Consider the following 21,719-nt stretch of genomic DNA (forward strand, 5'->3'; position numbering starts at 1 on the left):
CTTTTGTCGTTTTGATTTAGTTTGCTACATCTCGTTTCTTAAATATAACAGCAGTTACGATAATTACAATGAGTAGTGCAACAATGTTGTAAATTAAACTGTAAGTAAACGTCATATCGTCTACAGGTAGTGGTGCAATATTATCAACATTATATTGATTCAGTCCCCAGTTCGCCGGCCATAAAAACTTTACAAGTTCAGTTTTACTTTGTAAGAACATGACAGCGATATCTCCGAAGAACATTAACGTAAATGCGATACCGATACTTAATGAAGTATTTCTGAACAGTACGGATAAACTAAATGCAATAACTGCAAATATAACAACGTACATATAGTCATTTGCAAAATGTCTCATCAGTAATGGCATGAATTCTACCATTTTATACTTCATCTCTTCACCACTCTGTACAGCAATCTTACTTGTTGGATTCATTTGAGATGTTATAAGACTAATGATAAGCTTCACGACATAACCAAATAACAGGAATAAAAACGATGCAATAAATGCAAATATTAATTTAGATGCAAATATTTTAAGTCGTGATGCTGGGCGTATTAATAACAGTTTAATCGTCCCTTGCTGATATTCACGCGACATTAATCCGCTACACATAACTGTAATCATTATCGCGATTAATGGGATAAAACCATTGATACCGAGCATATCACCATATACATCATTACCAGCAGGTGGCTGAACATCTTTTTTCAAGTAGAATGACAACTCAGAAATACGACTTTCATACGTCGCAAGTTTATTATAATCTACTACTTCTCTATCTTTTTCTTTCTTTTTATTAATTTTTGCAAGTTCCGTCTGCATATCCTTAATATCTTTTTTTACTTCAGTTTTCCAGTTATCACCATACGTTTTATGGTCATACTTCGTTGAACCAAACTGCATCGTTAGTAAACTAGGCAGCAACATAAATAAAATGATTAACCCGAGCATGATCCATGTTCCAAGTCGATTGAAATATTTAATCCATTCGTTATAAACCAGCTTACCCAATGTGCACACCTCCGTCATTCGTAATATTCATAAAGCGATCTTCAAGTGATACTTTTTCTTTCGTAACACTATATATATCAATATCATCCTTTACGATATTACGTATCAATTCCGGTATATCTTTACTTGCGGTATCGATTGTAAACGTATCACCTTCTTGATGATACTGTTTACCAATACGCTGGAAAAATGCCTGCGCACGTTCAGAAGGATATAAGTCTAACGTATGTTTAACAATAGTGTCTGATGTTACAACTTTATTGACTTCTTCAATTTGTACCATCTTACCATTTTTAATAATACCGAAACGGTCACACATCAGCTCCATCTCACTCATTAAATGGCTTGATACGATTACTGACATATTTTCTTCTTTAGCGAGTTTCTTTATGTAGTCACGAATTTCACGAATTCCGGCCGGATCTAATCCGTTTGTCGGTTCGTCTAAAATTAAAATTTTCGGTTTATGTAAGAGCGCCTGTGCCAGACCTAAACGTTGACGCATACCTAGTGAATACTTCTTCACTTTATCTTTTATACGTGGCTGGAGCCCTACAAGCTTCACAACGCGATCGATATCAGCTTTCGTTATTCCTTTTTGCATACGTGCAAACTGCTTTAAGTTTTCATATCCAGATAAAAATGGATAAAGCTCAGGATTTTCTACAATTGCACCGATATCTTTCATTATTTCTGAACGATTGTGCACGACAGACTTTCCAAGTACTTTAATGTCACCTTCTGTTGGTGTTGTAAGACCTACAATCATACGGATTGTCGTCGTTTTACCTGCACCGTTCGGACCGAGGAAGCCAAATACTTCTCCTTTATTTACGGTGAAGTTCAGATCTTTAATAATTTCTTTCTTACCAATCTTTTTGTGAAGATTAGTGACTTCAAGACTATATTGCTGACTTTCCATGATACACCTCCATCATTTTTACCACTTAATTGTACTATAGTTATCCATTTAATGCTAAAATTACTAGTAAAATGACATTAAAAAACAGCAACCTCAATTGCTGTTTTGTTTATCTTTCACACGTGTCACAGGAAAATCCTTCAAAATATCATTTACCACATAGCTCGCACAAATTAATCCGACAACACTTGGTACAAAAGCATTAGAAGACGGGGGCATCTGCGCTTTACGAATCGGAGCATCAGGGTTGCCGACATACGATTTCACATCGTCACGTATTACAATCGGACTTTCATCAGAGAAAACAACAGGGATGCCTTTATAAATCTTCTCTTTACGCAGCTTTGTGCGAATTACTTTCGCCATAGGATCTGTATGTGTCTTCGAGATATCTGCAATCTGGAAACGCGTCGGATCCGTTTTGTTTGCCGCACCCATACTCGAAATAATTTTTATGTTACGCTTTAGACATTCTTTCATTAAATGAATTTTATACATGATTGTATCTGATGCGTCTACAACATAATCAATGTCATATTCGAATATCTCTTCATACGTTTCGTCTGTATAGAACATATGCAGAGAAGTCACCTTACATTCAGGATTGATTAATTTTATACGCTCTTCCATTAATGTTACTTTAGATTGTCCCACAGTTGTCGTCAGTGCATGAATTTGACGGTTTACATTCGTTATATCGACGTCATCTTTATCAATCAAGATAATATGACCAATATTGGTACGTGCAAGCGCTTCAGCAGCGAAAGAACCTACCCCTCCAACACCTAAGATCATTACCGTCTTTTTATTTAATGCATCTAATCCTTCTTTTCCATATGCAAGTTCATTTCTTGAAAATTGATGTTTCATTATGTTCTCCATTCTTCTTTCATTATATGTATATCCTACCATATAACTCGAATATGTGAACATAAAAAGACGAAGGACATAAGTCCTTCGCCAATACGATAGTATCCAACTGAGCCGTCATTGTATAGTTGATCATTTTGGCCTGATAAATTCAGGTGGGTGCCCTGTTTCTTATTCAGCAAGTCCTCCATTAGAGGCGTGTGCATCGTAAGAAAACCTATTAGGCTCCCTGATCATAAAGTGTTAGGTCAAAATATAAAAACTAATGTCGTACTCTTCAGACACCTATCTTATGTCTTTATAATATCATATATTTCATATAATGCAAATAAAAAACTTTCTATTTTTCTGAATTTTCAATATTTAACTGGATATGAAGTTCTTCTAATTGCTTGTCGTCCACTTTACTTGGTGCATCTGTCAATAAACAAGTTGCACTTGCAGTTTTCGGGAATGCGATTACGTCACGTAAGTTTGAGCGGCCTGATAATAACATTACCATACGGTCTAATCCTAGAGCGATACCGCCATGTGGTGGCGCACCGTACTTAAATGCATCCATTAAGAATCCAAACTGTTCCTGTGCTTCTTCTTCACTGAATCCTAATGCCTCGAACATCTCCTGCTGCATCTCCTGATCATGTATACGGATTGATCCACCACCGAGCTCATAACCATTTAATACGACGTCATATGCATTCGCCTGTACTTTTTCTTTGTCCGTTTTCAATAATTCTCTATGCTCTTTTTTCGGTGCTGTGAATGGATGGTGTGCTGCGAAGTAGCGATCTAGCTCCTCGTCATATTCAAATAACGGCCAGTCTGTCACCCACAAGAAGTTAAATTTATTATCGTCAATTAAGCCAAGTTCCTTACCAAGCTTATTACGTAAGTTTGCGAGACTCGCATTGACAACACTCCACTTATCAGCAACAAATAATATTAAGTCACCCGTCTCTGCATTTGTCACATCTAATAATTCTGATGCATGACTTTCTTCAAAGAATTTCGCGATCGGTCCGTTTAATCCATCTTCAGTCACTTTAACCCATGCTAACCCTTTCGCACCATATATCTTTGCATATTCCTGTAACGCACCAATATCTTTACGTGAATATTTATCGCTTGCGCCTTTTACAACGATTGCTTTAACGGCACCACCACTTTCTACCGCACCTTTGAATACTTTAAATTCCATCTTTGAAGCAAGTTCATTTAAAGTCACAAGTTTCATATCAAAACGTGTGTCAGGTTTATCAATTCCGTAATCACGCATCGCTTCTTCATACGTCATACGCGGGAAAGGTGTCACAATATCGATCCCTTTAACATCTTTCATAATACGTTTAAGCATTCCTTCATTCATTGTCATAACATCTTCCTGATCAACAAAGCTCATTTCGATATCAATCTGAGTAAACTCCGGCTGACGGTCTGCACGTAGATCTTCATCACGGAAACACTTAACGATCTGATAATATTTATCAAATCCACCAATCATCAATAACTGTTTAAAGATTTGCGGAGACTGTGGTAATGCATAGAATTCTCCTTCTTGTACACGTGACGGAACAAGATAATCACGTGCACCTTCAGGAGTAGACTTTGTAAGTACAGGTGTTTCAACTTCGTAAAATCCACCTTCATCTAAGTAGTTACGTACAGCACGTGTAATTTGATGACGCATTTTAAATGTGTTCGCTAAAGGTTCACGGCGTAAATCTAGGTAACGATATTTTAAACGCACGTCTTCTGAGCTATCAGTCTCTGCTTCAATCTGGAATGGTGGTGTTTCAGATTTATTAATAATCGTTACATCACTAACCTGAACTTCTACTTTACCTGTTTTAATCTTTGGGTTGATAACAGCTTCATCACGCATCGCTACCTTACCATGAACTTCAATAACATATTCAGAACGGATGGTTTCAGCAACTGCCAATGCTTCTTTTGAGAAGTCCGGGTTAAATACAATCTGTACGACACCTTCACGGTCGCGTAGATCAATAAAGATTAGTCCGCCTAAGTCACGACGTTTTTGTACCCATCCCTTTAAAATAATTTCTTGTCCTATATATGATTCTGTGACTAAGCCACAATAAGTTGTTCTGTTATCCATTCATTATTCTCCTTTAATATATGATGCAATATCCTGTAATTTAATTGTTTCACTTTCACCGGTCTGCATCGCTTTAATTTGTATTTCATTCGTCTCAATTTCGTCGCTTCCGAGTACAACAGTGTATGTTGCGTGAATACGGTCGGCCTGCTTCATCTGACCTTTCATCTTACGTCCGAGATAGTCCATATCAGCACGTATACCTGCATTACGCAGTTCTGCAACAATCTTAACTGCTTCTTTCACAGTTTCAGGCATCGTTACAACAAATATATCTACTGATTCTTCAACATCAAGTTCAATGCCTTCTGCTTCAATCGCAAGCAATAATCGTTCAATACTTAATGCGAATCCGATTCCTGTTTCTTTAGGTCCATCCAGCATTTCCAGTAATCCATTATAACGACCACCACCACAAAGTGTTGTAATCGCTCCGAAACCTTCCGCTTCACTCATCACTTCAAATGCAGTATGCGTATAGTAATCTAGGCCACGCACTAAATTTGCATCCTCGATATATGGAATGTTTAGCAAGTCTAAGTATTGTTTCACTTCTTCATAATAATTTCTTGAATAATCGTTTAAGTACTCAGTAATCTTCGGTGCTGTTTTAACTGCAGGCTGCTCATGGTCAACCTTACAATCCAGGATACGCATCGGATTCGTATGTAATCTGTTTTTACAGTCATTACAGAAATTATCGATATGTGGTTCAAAATGCTCAATGAGCGCCTGTTTATACTCTTCTCTACTATCCATATCACCAATTGAGTTCAGTACAATCTTAATATGCTTCAACCCAAATGATTTGTATATGTTATACACCATATGAATAACTTCTGCATCAATTGCTGGATTTTCACTACCGATTGCTTCAACACCGAACTGTACAAATTGACGATAACGTCCTTTTTGTTTACGTTCGTAGCGGAACATTGGCCCATTATAATAAAGTTTAACCGGTTGATTAGCATCTCCATTCATCTTATTCTCAATATAACTTCTTACAACAGCTGCTGTCCCTTCTGGACGTAATGTTAAACTACGATCCCCTTTATCTTTGAACGTATACATTTCTTTTTGAACGATATCTGTAGAACCTCCAACACCACGCGCGAAGAGATCCGTCGACTCAAACATTGGTGTACGGATTTCCTTATAGTTATAACTTGCTGCAATATTATGCAACTTTGATTCGACATAGCGCCACTTGGCAGTTTCAGCAGGTAGTATATCTTGTGTTCCTCTTGGTATATTAATCATCATTATCCTCCTTAATATAAAAAAGTCCCTTATGCATATGCATAAGGGACGAAATATTCGTGGTGCCACCCAAATTGATATTCAGTAAAGAATATCCTCTTTAGTACATTTAACGCATGCATTACGGCTCTACTTTCATAAAGCAACCTTGCTTATTGTTCACATTGTCATCATTAATCATCTACTTCCAGCAGCTGTAGATGTCTCTTTAAATAATCAATAACAATATATAAGCTCATAACGGTTGATATGGAATTAATATTAGGTTTATATTACTAATTTAACTGTTTAAAGTCAAGTTAATAAGAAAAGTAATTTCTAAGACCGTCTACTATACTCGTCGTCGTAATCTGGCGGTATATTTGGTCGTTCATCATATGTTCATCAGTAGGATTACTTATATATCCAAGTTCTAGCAATACTGCCGGCTGCTTCGTCTGACGTATGACCTGAAAGTTCTCCTGCCTTACACCACGATCAGATAATAACGCTTTTTTCTTAATCGCCATATGCAATGTATCAGCGAGCATTTTTTGTGAGTCTCTATAATAATAGACCGTCAGACCATGTGGTGCTGAACCTTCCAAAGCATCTGCATGAATACTTAAAAATGCATCAGCCTTTCCTTTACGGTCATTCAGCTTAACGTATTCATCAGTTGCGCGCGTCATAATTACATTCGCACCTTCATCCTGTAACTTATCCCTCAGCATGAGACCGGTCTTTAAGGTGATTTCCTTTTCCTTTGTACCATTTCTACTTGATGCACCTTGGTCTGCACCACCATGTCCTGCATCTATGATGATGGTCTTATTTTTTAAAGGGTGTTCCTGATGAACGTGGTCACGTTTAATATTTAAATTCGTGTGCCAACCTGCAATCCATCCTTTTTTCTCATCATTTTGAACGAAGAACCATTTTTTATCCTGCTTCAATATTTTGAAGGACTCACCTTTTTCAACTTTGAAGATTTCAGGATACATCGCACTCGGACCAGTTCTCAGTGAATTGTCTTCAACTAATGACAAACGTTTTGGGTTTTCCTGCTTTGCAATGAAAGCAAACATAATAAGCACAATTAATACCAACAAAGAAAGTGCCAGTAATAGTTTCAATGCTTTTGTCGTCAGTTTTATCTTCGTCATACTAACTTACCATCTTTACTCTCATACATGATGGTAACGGGTCCTTCATTTATCAGTGCAATATCCATCATTTCACCAAAACATCCCTGCACAACCGTCATCCCTTTATTTTTAAGCTGCATATTAAAATAATGGTATAACTGCTCTGCTTTTCGTGGCTGCATAGCTTTAGTAAAGCTTGGACGATTTCCTTTTTTTACATCTGCATACAGTGTAAACTGAGAAATCGACAAAATTTCTCCGTCGATATCCTGAACAGATAAGTTCATCTTACCGCCAGCATCTTCGAAGATTCTAGATTTCACAATTTTATCTGCCAATACATCTGCATCACGTTCTATGCTCTCTTCATGAATACCGACAAGTAGCAGCAACCCTTTTTGAACCGATCCGTAATAATCACCACTCTTCACGGAAGCTTCTTTCACTCTTTGTACTAAAACTCTCATACAACACCTCAGTTTAATGTTCTTGTTACTGTATAGATATCACCAAGCTGCTTAATCTTATCTACGACTTTCATTAATTCTGATACATTTCTAACCATGATACTGATATTGATTTTCGCATTCTTATCAACATCAGATTTACCAGAAACTTGAACGAGTGATACTTTCGTCGCATTTATAGCCTGCAGCACTTCATTAATAAGTCCGAGACGGTCGTAAGCTGTTATCTCGAGGTCAACTTGATACGTCTTATTCTCAGAAGAGGAAACAACCCACTCTACGTCGATTAAACGCTCCGTTTCATTTACAACATTAGGGCATTCCGTGCGATGAACTTTTACGCCATGACCTTTAGTAATGTAGCCGATAATCTCATCCCCAGGAATTGGGTTACAGCATTTTGAAAGCTTTATCAGCATGTTATCCATACCTTCGACATATACACCTGACTCTGTCTGGATATTACCCTTCACGCTTAACTGTTTATTTACTTCCTGAACTTGATTGAGCTTCAGTTCCTTCTCTTTAATTCTTTGTTTCTCTGAAAGCTTATTAAAAACAGCTGATGCAGTTAACCCACCAAAACCAATTGCCGCATATACATCCTCAACACTTTGAAAATTATACTTTTCCACGACGGCCTGAATATTTTCTGCCGTCATAATCTCTTCAACTTGATAACCATTTTCTTTAATTTCAGCTTCTATCATAAATCGACCTTTTTCAACATTGCTAGAACGGTCTTGTTTCTTAAAGAAACTCTTTATCTTACTTTTTGCACTTGCACTTTTAACAATTTTCAGCCAGTCACGACTTGGGCCATAAGAATGTTTTGATGTTCTAATCTCTATAATATCTCCCGTCGATAATTCATAATCAATCGGTACAATCTTACCATTTACCTTTGCGCCAATCATCTTGTTGCCGACTTCACTGTGTACAGCATATGCAAAGTCGATCGGCACTGCACCAATCGGAAGCTCAACAACATCTGATTCTGGGGTAAACACATATACTTTATCACTTTGAAGCTCGTACTTTAATGATTCCATAAAAGCTTCCGCATCTGGTGAAGTAGAATCTGTTTCTTCAATTTCCTGCATCCAGCTCATCTTGCTTAAACTTTTCGCTTCATCTGGGTTAACTAATGACTTTCCTTCTTTATATGCCCAGTGCGCAGCAACCCCATGCTCAGCAATTTCATGCATTTCATGTGTTCGAATCTGGATTTCAAGCGGATCGCCATTCGGTCCTACGACTGTTGTATGAAGTGATTGATACATATTGGGTTTCGGCATCGCGATATAGTCCTTAAAACGACCAGGCATCGGTTTCCATAATGTATGTACAAGTCCAAGAACCGCATAACAATCTTTAATACTATCAACAATAATGCGGATTGCTAATAAATCAAATATCTGATCAAACTGCTTCTTCTGTTTAACCATCTTTCTATAAATGCTGTATATATGTTTCGGTCTCCCTGTGATTTCACCATCAATACCTGTAATCTGCATCTCTTTTTGAATATTGTCGATGGCATTCTCTATATAAGATTCACGTTCACTACGTTTCTTTTTCATAAGATGAACAATTCTAAAATACTGGATACTATCAATATATCTCAGTGAAATATCTTCAAGCTCCCATTTTATCGTATTGATACCAAGACGGTGGGCCAGAGGGGCATAGATTTCTAGCGTTTCTTTTGCGATACGCACCTGCTTTTCGTGGGGCATCGCTTTTAATGTACGCATATTATGTAGTCTATCTGCGAGTTTTACGAGAATAACACGGACATCTTTTGCAATTGCAATAAATAGTTTACGATGATTTTCTGCCTGCTCCTCAGCTTTAGAACGGTACTTTACTTTTTCGAGCTTCGTCACCCCATCAACGATATAGGCAACCTCTTCATTGAACATCTGCTTCAGATCTTCATATGTATAAGGCGTATCCTCAACGACATCGTGCAGGAACCCTGCAACGATTGTAGGTCCGTCTAATTTCATTTCGGCAAGTATACCTGCGACCTGGATAGGATGCATGATATAAGGAAGTCCATTTTTACGAAATTGACCTTCATGTGCCTTTTCTGCCAGCTCATAACTTTTTACTACAAACTGATAATCTTTCTCTGACAAATAGCTTCTTGTCATCTCAAGCACATCATCTTTAGTGTATGGATATTCGTTATTCATCCTATCACCTCCTAAGCTATAATGTATTAATAATACTACAATCTATATATAAAATAAATAATATAAAAAAAGAATAAGTACATACTTATCCTTTTTAAACATAATTATTCTTCTTCATACGCAACGAGCGAAATCACATCATATCCTTTTAACTTGTCCATACCGTTCAAGTATTTAAGATCGATGATAAATGCAATCCCTGCAACGATACCACCAAGAGATTCAACTAGCTTGATTGTCGCTTCAATTGTTCCACCTGTAGCAAGTAGATCATCTGTTATTAGTACACGCTGACCCGGTTTTATTGCATCTTTATGCATTGTAAGTACATTCGTGCCATATTCAAGTTCATATTCATAGCTAATGACTTCACGGGGAAGTTTTCCTTTTTTGCGGACAGGTGCAAAGCCAATATTCATCGCATAGGCAACCGGACACCCAATAATAAATCCACGCGCTTCAGGACCTACAACGATATCAACTTGTTTTTCTTTTGCATATTCCACAATCTGATCCGTTGCATATTTATATGCCGTACCGTTATCCATGATTGTTGTAATATCTTTGAAATTTACGCCTGGTTTTGGCCAGTCTTTAACCTGAGTAATATATTGCTTTAGATCCATAATATGCCTCCTAGGACAATGAGTTATTCGATAAGATAAATTGTTTTAATTCATCGAATGATGAAAACAATAGCTTACTTTCTAATTTTAACTGATTTAATCGTGCTTGATAAGTACTTGAGCTCGATAAATCGACCTTTTTATCAACTTCCTGCTTTTTTATAAGTTGACCTTCTTTAATAATAAGGCCAAGTTCATGATACACATCCAGCATAAACAACAAAGTATCCGGTGACACATTTATTGTCTGTAGTAAATAACTGCCTTCTTTTTCCAGATCAATCTCTGGCTTTATCATGATACATTTATATAGCAGCTTAAATTTTTCTGCTGTCGGCATACCTTCAAAATATAATTGTCTTGGTGTGTGAAATATAAAATAGATTAATGTCGCATCCACACTGTTATACGTATCTAAAAACTTTTCTTCACTATCCGGAAGATCACGGAAGATAACTTTGTCATAACCCGATATCGTTTCGCCATAGTGAAAATAATGTTCATTTAATTTATTTTTACGTGGATGAATAATCAATGCAGCACGCTCGTCCTTTAAAAACTTGTATGAATTTGGGTGTACATTTCTAAAATCAATCATCTGCATAGCGTCCTGCTTTATATGACGCACAATCATCTGAGGCTGAACGTTACCATTCCATTCGTTCAGCTGCAGCGTACCTGCCAATTTCACTTGACTGCCTACTGGAAGTTCTGACATTCTTGCCCCTTCATTCCACATAAGTGCATTCAGGGTGTTTTGAACAGTCATCTTTAGATGTGCCTGGTTCTGTCCAATCTGCTTCACATCTGTTAGTTCAGCATTCATTAATGAGAGTAACGGCGCACTGAAGTCTGTTCCGAACGGTCGAAGTTTATCCATATCATTAATATTCTTCACTGTAATATCTGACATTTCAATAGCAGCATCAATTTCTATTTCCTGAATGATTTCACCATGAATACGTGTATCTAAATAGTCATTCAAAGCTTTTTCGAGCTGTTCAATATTTTCAATGGGCAATGTCATCCCTGCTGCCATATGATGTCCACCAAATTTAGTAATAAGATTTCTCGATGCATCAAGACTGTCATACATCGATACTTGCGCAATACTTCTTGCAGAGCCTTTCGCGTAGCCATTATCATAATCAATGTTCAATACGATTGCGGGTAAATGATACTGCTCCGTAATTCTACTTGCGACAATACCAAGTACACCTTCGTTCCAGCCTTCCTTCGCAACAACGATAAAACGATTGCCCTTCGCAATTTTTTCTTCAACATCTATCAATGCTTGTTCAGTAATTGAGCTTACAATCTCCTTACGTTCAATATTGAACTGATCGACTTGTTCGCTCATCCATTCTGCTTCATCTTCATTATCTATCTGCAGTAATTCGCATGCTAATCGTGCATCATCTAATCTACCGACTGCATTCAGTCTCGGACCTATAATAAATCCGACTGTTTCTTCTGTGATTTCACCATTAAAAGCCGCTTGCTTAAGTAATGCCTTCAAGCCCATCGGTGTATGCACATTTAAGGCTTTAAGTCCACGCTTTACGAGCGCTCGATTCTCACCCGTCAATGATACAAGATCACTGATTGTACCAATCGCAACAAATCCAAGTAAGTGCTCATTCATCTGTTCGTTTAATGCACATGCAAGCTTATAGCTCACCCCAACACCTGCAAGATGATGAAAGGGATAGCTGCCATCTGGATGCATCGGATGCAGAATTGCATAAGCATCTGGAAGCGTCTGACCAATCTCATGATGATCTGTAATAATTACATCTATCCCTAGTTCGTTCACAATATTTACTTCATGATGACCTTGTATCCCGTTATCAACCGTAATGATTAAAGATACACCCGCATCACTCGCTTCACGAAAAGCCTGCTCATTTGGTCCGTAGCCTTCTGTAAAACGATTCGGAATGTACCAGCCTACGTTTGCACCGATAGACTTCAAGCTATCAACGAGAACAGTGACGCTCGTCACACCATCTGCATCATAGTCTCCATAAACGAGTATCATTTCGTTATTATCTATTGCGGTTTTAATACGCTTAACCGCCTTACTCATGTCATGCATAGCAAATGGATCATGAATGTCATCTGCTGCAAAAATATCATGTAATGCTGCGTCCGTCACAATATGACGAGATTCTAATATTTTCTTATTAATTTCAGTGATGTGATATTTTTTAATTAACGCTGCAGGAATTGTATCTACAGGTTGTTTGACTGTCCATACAGTTTTATCCACAACAATCCCCCTATATAAGTTTGCCTATTATTTATCGATATCTAATAAAAGTTGATAAAATATTTCTATCGCATCAAAGATGACTGATTTATCCAGATTCATATCAGGATGATGCAATCCATGTTCCATATTACACCCAATCCCTAGCATTGTCGACTTGATATCCGGCAGTGCATACGTATAGTTATGGAAATCTTCTGCACCTGGAGTATAGATGGTATCAACATATTCAAATCTTTTGCTTTTTATCGCTTTTTTCAGAAGTTCCTTCGCATCTGGATCTATTTGTGCAGCTACTGTATAACCGTCAATTCTAGTATTGATCAATACATCTTGTTCAGCATATTGAACTTTACTATCATCAAGTATCTTATTAAAAACTGCGATCAGTTCATCCATCGTATCATTATAATTGGCTCTAATATCAAAAGTTACGCTTACGTGCCCAGGAATGGAATTATCTTGTCCGTTCATCGTATTAATCTTTGTCATCTTAATAGAATAATTACGGTTACTTCCCATGTTGATACGCTTTATATGTTCATATATCTCCATTACGATATCAATACTGTTAATTGATTCCCACGGTCGTCCCGCATGCCCTGCTTTAGTAATTACATCCATATAGATTGTACCACTTGCACCATGCTGTATACTTGCAGAAAACTGACCTTTTTTAAGTTCATTTAAAGGACGTACATGCATACCAAATAAATAGTGTACATGTTCGAGAGCTCCTTGTTCATGTTCCACAACATACTTCGCGCCTTCTCCTAGTTCTTCAGCAGGCTGAAAAATAAACTTTAACGTATGTTTCGGTTTATAGTTCATCTCTTTTAGCTTTAAGATGAAGCCTGTTAATATCGTCATATGAACATCATGTCCACATGCATGCAGCACTTTCAATTCATTATTTAAACGGTATGGAAGCGCATCGATATCCGTACGAAATGCAATTGCATCTTTAATCTTACCATCAATTTGCAGCAAAAAACCGGTTTTGTTGAAGCGTTCAATGGTATAGTCCTTTAAATACGTGGTTAAATACTCTGTCGTCTTCTGTTCCTTCCAGCTCACTTCTGCAATACTGTTCAATTCTGTATTAATTTCTTGCATTTCATTTTTAAAGGTGGTGCTATTCATTTATTTCACTCATTTCGAATTGTCGTGTCGTTATTGCATTTAAACTTTGCTGATCTATTTCTATTCCAAGTCCTGGTGCCTCACTTAAGTAGACATATGGAATTTCATATTTTAAATTTCCGATTTCCTTACTGAATAACAGGGGTCCTGTCAGTTCAGTAGACTGTACATTATGATGGCTCATTGCAACATGATACCCCGCAGCACTGCCGATAGAAGATTCGACCATAGAACCTATTTGGCATGGAATATCATGTGCCTCAGCGTAATTAATAATATGAACTGCTGCTTTTATACCCCCACACTTCATTAATTTAACGTTGATTAAATCTGTATTAATATTAAGTTGTACAAGCTGCTTAACATTTAATATACTCTCATCAACCATCAACGGTACTTTCATATGGTCATATAAGTAATTTAGCCCTTCAATTTCCTTATAACTTAACGGTTGTTCTATCCACATTAAATTCGGATAATCTAATTGATCGACCATTTGTGCAACACGTTTCGGCGAAGACCACGCCTGATTACAATCGACACGAACTTCAATCGATTCGTCTACATAATCCAGAATCTGTTCTAACTTTCTGCAGTCCGATACCACATCTCCACCAAGCTTGACTTTAATAACATTGTATCCCTGTCCTATTAAAACATCGATATCATCCTTTAGTTGTTCAAATGGTTTAACGCTTAACACTTTTGCATATGATAGTCTGTCTTTCGTTTTACCACCTAGTAATTCATATAATGGGAGTCCAGCCTTCTTCCCAAGAATATCATGTAATGCAATATCTACAGCTGCTTTTATTGAAGGGTTATGAATGATTAAGTCATCTAATCTATTCAGTATCGCATTAATGTTCAGCGGATTTCTGTTAATCAATGCTGGTGCAATGACATGCTGCATAATTTCAAAAGCTGCATTCACATGTTCCCCATTTACATGTTCATCAGGTACAGCTTCACCATATCCTGTAATGCCTTCGTCTGTTTCTATTGCTAAAATAAATGCCGGCATATAAGGATACGTAGCATAATTAATAACGAATGGTTCTTTTAACGGCAATTCAATTTGATAACCTGTTATCTTAGTTATTTTCAAGTTCATCCCCCTTTGACTTTACTATTTATCATATCATTTTTTACACAAAAATAGAAAACAGGATATACGCATTTATTTATTTAACAAAGCCCGGGGAACTGTAGTTGTATACAGTTCCCCGGGCTTAGTTTGCCGATCAATAGTCGGCTATTAGACGTAGATTTTTTCTTCGTTCGGTTTCTTCTCTTCATAAACAATAAGTTTGCCGTTTGATTTTTTCAGTTGTTGTTTCTTTAGCATTCCCCAAAGTGGTACTGCAATAAAGACTGAACTGAAGACGCCTGAAATTAATCCGACAAGCAATGCAACCGAGAAGTTAAAGATACTTGTTGCACCGAGTAACATTAATGCGATAACTACGATTAATACTGTCAACACCGTATTGATTGAACGCGTCATCGTCTGACGAATCGAACTGTTTACGATATGATCGATTTGTTCTGGTGTTGTGATAACTTTAATCTTATGTAGATTCTCACGGACACGGTCAAATGTAACGATCGTATCGTTAATTGAATAACCTATAATGGTCAGAACTGCTGCAATGAATGTAACGTCTACTTCCAGGCGGAATATAGTGAAGAATGCAATGATTAAAAATGCATCATGTAATAAAGATAATACGGATGTCAGTCCCATACGCCATTCAAAACGGAATGTAACGTAGATGATGATTCCGATTGAAGCGATAATCACGGATTTAATCGCATTTTTCGCTAATTCTTTACCAATTTCACTTGATACCGTGTTTACGTTTGGCTCATGTCCATATTTTTTAGAGAATGTTGATTTTAAATCATTGATTTGTTCCTTCGTTAACGGATCTTTATATTGTACAGATGCCATTTTTGGATTTTCAGCATTTACGACAACATTTTCACTTGGCATCTTTAACGTTTCTAGCTCTTTTTTAAGTCCATCTTCTTTTAATACTTGTTCACTTTTAATGTCTACACGTGAACCACTCTTAAAGTCGATACCTAAATTTAATCCCATCATCGTAACAATGATACTTCCAATGATAATTGATGCTAATGATAAGCCTAGCAATGGTTTTGCTAACTTCACAAAATCAATACGTTCCCAGGCTGATTTTAAATCCTGAACATCCATACCTTCTGCAATATCATGACGATGCGCTCTGTTGACACCAAAGAATGAAAACTTATTGTCAAACATTCCGGAGTTTACAGCAAGTTTGAGTAAGAAACGTGATAAGAATACTTGCGTAACAAAGATCATTATTATACCAAGCAGTAACATCGTTGCAAACCCTTTTACACTACTCGTTCCAAGGAAGAATAGCACTAATGCAGCCAGTACAGTTGTTAAGTTGGCATCCAATATTGTTAAGAAAGATGAATTCGAGCCTTTTTTGAAGGCTTGTTTGATACTTCTTCCGATTCTAATTTCATCCTTAATACGTTCATACATTATGATATTTGCATCGACTGCCATACCTACACCTAGAACGAGCGCGGCAATGCCTGGTAATGTCAAAACACCTGAAATCAAATTAAAGGCGATCATCGTTAACCAGATGTAGACCGACAATGAAATTACGGCAATAGTTCCTGGTAATCTGTAATAGAGTATCATGAACAAGAAAATTAATCCGACACCAATTGCAGATGCCAGTACAGTATCATGTAGTGCATCCTGGCCAAACTGTGCACCAACAGATGTTGAATATACTTCTGTTAATTTCACTGGAAGTGAACCAGAATTTAATAGATCAGCAATTTGTTTTGCACGAATTAAACCATCTTCTCCATTAAATCCACCTGAAATTTCAACATTTTGGGAGTTGATTTCCTGTGATACACCTGCTGCACTCACATATTTTGGTTGTTTCCCCTGCTGTTCTTTTTTTGCTTCTTTCTCGTAGCTATCCTTACCTTCTTCAAAATCCATCCAGATAACCATTATATTTGGATCTTGTTGAGAGATTTTTCTAGTGATTTTAGCAAATTTTTCAGCTGATTTTAATTTTAAAGTAACAACAGGTGCATTGTTTGTCTGATCAAAGCTTTGCTTTGCACCGCCTTGAACAAGATCCTTACCGCTTAATAACAATTTGTCATTTGCATCACGAATTGTCAGATTGGCACTTGTCGATAATATCTTTCTCGCTTCATTCTGATTTTTAACGCCTGCTAACTGTACTCGAATTCTGTCTTTATTCTCAATCTGAATTTTAGGTTCGCTTACTCCAAGTACGTTAACACGAGATTCAAGGGTCTTGCTCGTGGCTTTAACAACTTCTGGTGTGATCTTATCTTCTTTTTCAAGTTTATCAACTTTATAAAGTACTTCAAAGCCACCTTGCAGATCTAAGCCGAGATTTACTTTATTCATAATGTCTTTTGCTGTTACACCCATTGTACTGAACAATAATATAGTCAGCAGCAAAAGGGCAACGATTCTGCTACGTTTCTTCACACTTTCACCTCTATAATCCTTTTGATGTAAAAAGTATACATCTAAATTCTGAAGGAATCAAAATTATTTATTAGATACTCCTTTTATCGCTTGTTTTTCGAATGTCATTTCAGTACCTTTATTATTGACGATTAAAGTAACAAATTGATTATCTACAGATTTAACAGTTCCTTGTAATCCTCCGATTGTAGCGACTTTATCTCCACGCTTTAAATTTCTGATCAGCTGCTGCTGTTCTTTCGTACGCTTTTGCTGGGGTTTAATCATAAAAAAGTAAGCAACTGCAAAAATTGCGACTAATGGTAATAAATTGATTAACAATGCTTGTGTTTCTGGGCTCATCTCTGTACCTCCTAAAAGTTTTTCGGATTTTCAACGTTTAATCCGTATTCTTCAAAAAATTCTTCCTTAAAATCTAATAAACGGTCATTTCGAATCGCTTCACGCACTTGTTCCATTAAATTAAGCAAGAAATGCAGATTATGAATTGTCGTTAAACGAATACCAAATGTTTCATCCGCCTTAATCAGATGGCGTAAATAGGCTTTCGTATAATTTTTGCATGTATAGCAGTCACATTTTTCATCTAACGGTGTGAAATCTCTTTCATATTTAGCATTTTTCACAACGACGCGTCCTTTAGATGTCATACATGTTCCGTTTCTTGCAATTCGTGTCGGCAATACACAGTCAAACATATCAATACCACGAATCGCACCTTCAATTAACGCATCCGGAGAACCAACGCCCATTAGATATCTTGGTTTATTAAATGGCATAAGTGGCGTCGTATGTTCAAGTATTCGGTACATTATTGGTTTTGGTTCACCTACAGACAGACCACCAATAGCATAACCCGGGAAGTCCATCGAAACAAGATCCTTTGCAGACTGTGTGCGTAAATCCCCATATTCTCCACCTTGAATAATACCAAATAGCGCTTGGTCCTGGGGACGCTGGTGCGCTTCTAAGCAACGTTCTGCCCAGCGTGAAGTTCTTTCGATACTCGCTTTAACGTATTCATAGGTTGCCGGCATCGGTGGACACTCATCAAAAGCCATCATAATATCTGAGCCAAGATCATTTTGAATATGCATTGCTTTTTCAGGGCTTAAAAATAATTTAGAACCATTCAGATGATGCCTGAAATGCACACCTTCTTCTTCAATCTTACGCATATCGCTTAAGCTGAATACCTGAAAACCGCCACTATCTGTAAGAATCGGGCCGTCCCAGTTCATAAACTTATGTAATCCTCCCGCCTCACGGATAACATCATTCCCAGGACGTAACCATAAATGATACGTATTACTTAAAATAATTTTTGCATTCATCGCTTTTAATTCTTCCGGGCTCATCGTCTTAACTGTAGCTTGCGTACCTACTGGCATAAACATCGGTGTTTCAAATGAACCGTGTGGTGTATGCACAATACCAAGGCGTGCGCCAGATTGCTTACAAGTTTTTATATGTTCATATGTTACTGCGTTCATAGTTCTCTCCTTTAATAGATAAACATTGCATCTCCGAAGCTGAAAAATCGATATTTTTCGTTCACAGCTTCATGATATGCATTCATTATAAATTCTTTCGTTGCAAGACTTGAAACAAGCATCACTAATGTTGACTTTGGGAGATGGAAATTTGTAATCATCGCATCCACTGCTTTAAACGAATAACCTGGATAAATAAAGATATCCGTCCAGCCACTCTGTGCTGTAAAATGACCGGAATCATCCACAATTGTCTCTAACGTACGTGTTGAGGTTGTACCTACTGTAATAATTCGGTTTCCACCATTACGTGTGTCATTTAATAGCTTTGCTGTTTCTTCGCTCATCTCGTAATATTCACTATGCATCTTATGACTTTCAACATCATCGACACTCACCGGACGAAATGTACCGAGACCTACATGCAGCGTGATATATGCGATATTAATACCTTTAGCTTTAATATCTTCAAGCAAAGATTCTGTAAAATGTAATCCTGCAGTAGGCGCAGCTGCACTTCCCGTAGCACGTGCATAGACTGTCTGATATCGGCTTTGGTCTTCTAGTGTTTCTTTAATATAAGGGGGTAAAGGCATCAACCCAAGCTCATCCAGACGCTCCTGAAGTATCCCATCATAGCTCAGCTGCATAATTCGGCCGCCCTGATCCAGTTCCTCCACGCAAGTTGCAATAATCTTACCCTCACCGAATGATATGCGCGTTCCAATCGTAACACGCTTTGCCGGCTTGATCAGAACTTCCCAGCCGTTATCATGTTCTGTCAGCATCAGCATTTCAATCTTCGCACCTGTATCTTCCTTTAAACCGAACAATCGTGCTGGCATAACCTTCGTATCATTCAGTACTAAAGTATCTCCTGCATTCAAGTAATCGATTATCGATCTAAAGTTTGTATGCTTGATTTCACCGGTATGCTTATTCAGTGTAAGGAGTCGACTTGCTGTACGGTCTTGTAATGGTGTCTGAGCAATAAGAGACTCCGGTAAGTTAAAATCGAATTCATTTACATCCACAATTATTTCCTCTTTTCATTAACGTATGGCACATTCAGATGTTCATAGGCATGTACAGTTGCAACACGCCCTCGTGCAGTTCTTTCTAGTAAGCCTTTTTGAATCAAGTAAGGTTCATAAACATCTTCTAAAGTTATGCGTTCTTCTCCTATGGAGACTGCAATCGTATCTAATCCTACTGGTCCACCATTGTAACGTTCGATGATGGCACGTAAAATCTTGTGATCGATATGGTCAAGTCCATATTGATCCACTTGTAATAGGTTCAATGCATGCGTCGTCATTTCAATATCAATTAGTCCATTATTTCTAACTTGTGCAAAATCTCTTACACGCTTTAACAGTCGATTCGCTATTCTTGGAGTACCTCGACTTCTTAGCGCAATTTCCTGTACAGATTGTGCATCTATTGAAACCTCAAACACATCTGCTGTTCTTGACACAATATGGGACAAGTCTTTTATCTCATAGTAATCCAATCTCAGATGGACGCCAAATCGATCCCTAAGCGGTGCTGACAAACTTCCTGCCCGCGTAGTGGCTCCAACAAGCGTAAATGGAGGAAGATCGATTCTGATACTTCGCGCTTCCTCTCCTTTTCCAACTACAATATCTAAGCAGAAATCTTCCATCGCAGGATAGAGTACTTCTTCTACAACACGTGATATTCTATGAATTTCATCAATGAACAAAACGTCACCCGCATTTAAGCTCGACAAGATTGCTGCTAAATCTCCTGGTCTTTCAATTGAAGGACCAGATGTAATTTTGATATTGACATCGAGTTCATGCGCAATAATATTCGCGAGCGTCGTCTTACCTAATCCTGGCGGCCCATAGAGTAGTACATGATCAAGCGCTTCATTTCTGAGCTTTGCAGCTTGAATAAAAACATCAAGATTCTCCTTTATCTTATGCTGTCCAATATATTGGGAAAGTCGCTCTGGTCTAAGAGAGAGTTCTTCTTCAACTTCATCATGATCAATTAAATTGTTATCAACGATTCTATCGTCCAAAATAACACATCCTTTTTATGACACAAACATCTGCAATCCTTGCTTTACATACTCATCCACACTACTAAACTGTTTTTTCTTGAGCTCTTTTTCAATCTTAGAAATCTCTCGCTTTGAATATCCTAATGCTTCAAATGCAAGCAATGCTTCGTTTAATAGTGTATCATTTACTTCTTTAAATAATTCACTTTCATCCGTAATCGTCAATTTACCTTTTAAATCTAGAATGATTTGTCTTGCCGTCTTCTTCCCTATTCCTGGGAATTTAATTAAATAACTTTCACTCTCCGACTCAATTGCTCTAATAATCTCTTGAGGAGTACTTGTAGCTAATATTGCAAGCGCTGATTTTGGTCCAATTCCTGTTACTTTATTCAAAGCGTTAAACATCGCTTTCTCTTCCTCATCTTTAAAACCATAGAGTAACTGTGCATCTTCTCTTACAACAAGCTGTGTATGAAGTGTAATCATCTGATTTAACTGATGATTAAACCGGTAAGGGTTCGGAGTTAGACATTCATATCCTATCCCACTCACTTCAATTACAAGATGCGTTGGCAGTACTGTTATTACTTTACCTTTTAAATATGCGTACATAGTT

At 37.4% G+C, this 21,719-nt stretch carries 18 protein-coding genes and 1 other RNA gene; all 19 read right to left on the reverse strand.

The genetic code is table 11. The features are described 5' to 3' along the window. Positions 1 to 16: 16 nt before the first annotated feature. The 19 genes from QA539_RS06630 to ruvA all read right to left on the reverse strand — a co-directional run bounded on the left by QA539_RS06630 (position 17) and on the right by ruvA (position 21,715). Complete coding sequence (locus QA539_RS06630; protein ID WP_219492287.1) at positions 17 to 1,015, reverse strand: ABC transporter permease; 999 nt, start codon at positions 1,013 to 1,015, stop codon at positions 17 to 19. After that, on the reverse strand, positions 1,008 to 1,937 hold the full coding sequence (locus QA539_RS06635) for an ABC transporter ATP-binding protein (RefSeq protein ID WP_219492288.1): 930 nt from the start codon (positions 1,935 to 1,937) through the stop codon (positions 1,008 to 1,010). Before QA539_RS06635 ends, QA539_RS06630 begins: the two co-directional genes overlap by 8 nt. Positions 1,938 to 2,030: 93 nt before the next feature. Further along, the gene (locus QA539_RS06640) at positions 2,031 to 2,807 is read right to left on the reverse strand and encodes a tRNA threonylcarbamoyladenosine dehydratase (protein ID WP_419894998.1); all 777 of its coding nucleotides are present in this window, start codon (positions 2,805 to 2,807) and stop codon (positions 2,031 to 2,033) included. Between the two features lie 98 nt (positions 2,808 to 2,905). After that, positions 2,906 to 3,094, reverse strand: a non-coding RNA gene (gene ssrS / locus QA539_RS06645) — 6S RNA. A gap of 53 nt (positions 3,095 to 3,147) precedes the next feature. Continuing rightward, complete coding sequence (gene aspS / locus QA539_RS06650) at positions 3,148 to 4,926, reverse strand: aspartate--tRNA ligase (RefSeq protein ID WP_419894999.1); 1,779 nt, start codon at positions 4,924 to 4,926, stop codon at positions 3,148 to 3,150. Between the two features lie 3 nt (positions 4,927 to 4,929). Further along, positions 4,930 to 6,189, reverse strand: coding sequence for a histidine--tRNA ligase (hisS, locus tag QA539_RS06655; protein ID WP_241427440.1), 1,260 nt, complete (start codon positions 6,187 to 6,189; stop codon positions 4,930 to 4,932). Positions 6,190 to 6,488: 299 nt separating this feature from the next. Beyond that, positions 6,489 to 7,334, reverse strand: coding sequence for an N-acetylmuramoyl-L-alanine amidase (locus QA539_RS06660; protein WP_219492297.1), 846 nt, complete (start codon positions 7,332 to 7,334; stop codon positions 6,489 to 6,491). Then, on the reverse strand, positions 7,331 to 7,783 hold the full coding sequence (dtd, locus tag QA539_RS06665) for a D-aminoacyl-tRNA deacylase (protein ID WP_419895000.1): 453 nt from the start codon (positions 7,781 to 7,783) through the stop codon (positions 7,331 to 7,333). The genes QA539_RS06660 and dtd overlap by 4 nt, the downstream gene beginning before the upstream one ends. A gap of 8 nt (positions 7,784 to 7,791) precedes the next feature. Further along, on the reverse strand, positions 7,792 to 9,984 hold the full coding sequence (locus QA539_RS06670; RefSeq protein ID WP_219492301.1) for a RelA/SpoT family protein: 2,193 nt from the start codon (positions 9,982 to 9,984) through the stop codon (positions 7,792 to 7,794). Positions 9,985 to 10,088: 104 nt separating this feature from the next. Continuing rightward, on the reverse strand, positions 10,089 to 10,610 hold the full coding sequence (locus QA539_RS06675) for an adenine phosphoribosyltransferase (protein ID WP_219492305.1): 522 nt from the start codon (positions 10,608 to 10,610) through the stop codon (positions 10,089 to 10,091). 10 nt (positions 10,611 to 10,620) lie between these two features. Next, the gene (gene recJ / locus QA539_RS06680; protein ID WP_423245846.1) at positions 10,621 to 12,888 is read right to left on the reverse strand and encodes a single-stranded-DNA-specific exonuclease RecJ; all 2,268 of its coding nucleotides are present in this window, start codon (positions 12,886 to 12,888) and stop codon (positions 10,621 to 10,623) included. A gap of 21 nt (positions 12,889 to 12,909) precedes the next feature. Beyond that, entirely contained in the window at positions 12,910 to 14,025 is a 1,116-nt protein-coding gene (locus QA539_RS06685; protein ID WP_419895002.1) for an amidohydrolase, read from the reverse strand. Beyond that, positions 14,018 to 15,133, reverse strand: coding sequence for a mandelate racemase/muconate lactonizing enzyme family protein (locus QA539_RS06690; protein ID WP_419895003.1), 1,116 nt, complete (start codon positions 15,131 to 15,133; stop codon positions 14,018 to 14,020). Before QA539_RS06690 ends, QA539_RS06685 begins: the two co-directional genes overlap by 8 nt. Positions 15,134 to 15,283: 150 nt before the next feature. Beyond that, positions 15,284 to 17,575, reverse strand: coding sequence for a protein translocase subunit SecDF (gene secDF / locus QA539_RS06695; RefSeq protein WP_219492317.1), 2,292 nt, complete (start codon positions 17,573 to 17,575; stop codon positions 15,284 to 15,286). A 63-nt stretch (positions 17,576 to 17,638) separates the two neighbouring features. Then, a complete protein-coding gene (yajC, locus tag QA539_RS06700; RefSeq protein ID WP_219492320.1) occupies positions 17,639 to 17,917 on the reverse strand; it encodes a preprotein translocase subunit YajC in 279 nt (92 codons plus the stop codon). A gap of 11 nt (positions 17,918 to 17,928) precedes the next feature. Further along, on the reverse strand, positions 17,929 to 19,068 hold the full coding sequence (gene tgt, locus QA539_RS06705; protein ID WP_419895004.1) for a tRNA guanosine(34) transglycosylase Tgt: 1,140 nt from the start codon (positions 19,066 to 19,068) through the stop codon (positions 17,929 to 17,931). 11 nt (positions 19,069 to 19,079) lie between these two features. Next, on the reverse strand, positions 19,080 to 20,102 hold the full coding sequence (gene queA / locus QA539_RS06710; protein ID WP_283721917.1) for a tRNA preQ1(34) S-adenosylmethionine ribosyltransferase-isomerase QueA: 1,023 nt from the start codon (positions 20,100 to 20,102) through the stop codon (positions 19,080 to 19,082). Between the two features lie 2 nt (positions 20,103 to 20,104). After that, the gene (gene ruvB, locus QA539_RS06715) at positions 20,105 to 21,118 is read right to left on the reverse strand and encodes a Holliday junction branch migration DNA helicase RuvB (RefSeq protein WP_219492326.1); all 1,014 of its coding nucleotides are present in this window, start codon (positions 21,116 to 21,118) and stop codon (positions 20,105 to 20,107) included. 15 nt (positions 21,119 to 21,133) lie between these two features. After that, the gene (gene ruvA / locus QA539_RS06720; RefSeq protein ID WP_419895005.1) at positions 21,134 to 21,715 is read right to left on the reverse strand and encodes a Holliday junction branch migration protein RuvA; all 582 of its coding nucleotides are present in this window, start codon (positions 21,713 to 21,715) and stop codon (positions 21,134 to 21,136) included. Positions 21,716 to 21,719 lie beyond the last annotated feature (4 nt).

Origin of the sequence: Macrococcus psychrotolerans (assembly GCF_038095555.1) — a bacterium.
In the GTDB taxonomy this organism is placed as follows: domain Bacteria; phylum Bacillota; class Bacilli; order Staphylococcales; family Staphylococcaceae; genus Macrococcoides; species Macrococcoides psychrotolerans.

Coding starts and splice junctions, on each gene's coding strand:
- QA539_RS06660 (WP_219492297.1), bottom strand. CDS start 7,334: ATGACGAAGATAAAACTGACGACAAAAGCATTGAAACTATTACTGGCA.
- hisS (WP_241427440.1), bottom strand. CDS start 6,189: ATGATTAATATACCAAGAGGAACACAAGATATACTACCTGCTGAAACT.
- tgt (WP_419895004.1), bottom strand. CDS start 19,068: ATGAACGCAGTAACATATGAACATATAAAAACTTGTAAGCAATCTGGC.
- QA539_RS06675 (WP_219492305.1), bottom strand. CDS start 10,610: ATGGATCTAAAGCAATATATTACTCAGGTTAAAGACTGGCCAAAACCA.
- QA539_RS06640 (WP_419894998.1), bottom strand. CDS start 2,807: ATGAAACATCAATTTTCAAGAAATGAACTTGCATATGGAAAAGAAGGA.
- QA539_RS06635 (WP_219492288.1), bottom strand. CDS start 1,937: ATGGAAAGTCAGCAATATAGTCTTGAAGTCACTAATCTTCACAAAAAG.
- dtd (WP_419895000.1), bottom strand. CDS start 7,783: ATGAGAGTTTTAGTACAAAGAGTGAAAGAAGCTTCCGTGAAGAGTGGT.
- aspS (WP_419894999.1), bottom strand. CDS start 4,926: ATGGATAACAGAACAACTTATTGTGGCTTAGTCACAGAATCATATATA.
- ruvA (WP_419895005.1), bottom strand. CDS start 21,715: ATGTACGCATATTTAAAAGGTAAAGTAATAACAGTACTGCCAACGCAT.
- QA539_RS06670 (WP_219492301.1), bottom strand. CDS start 9,984: ATGAATAACGAATATCCATACACTAAAGATGATGTGCTTGAGATGACA.
- QA539_RS06685 (WP_419895002.1), bottom strand. CDS start 14,025: ATGAATAGCACCACCTTTAAAAATGAAATGCAAGAAATTAATACAGAA.
- yajC (WP_219492320.1), bottom strand. CDS start 17,917: ATGAGCCCAGAAACACAAGCATTGTTAATCAATTTATTACCATTAGTC.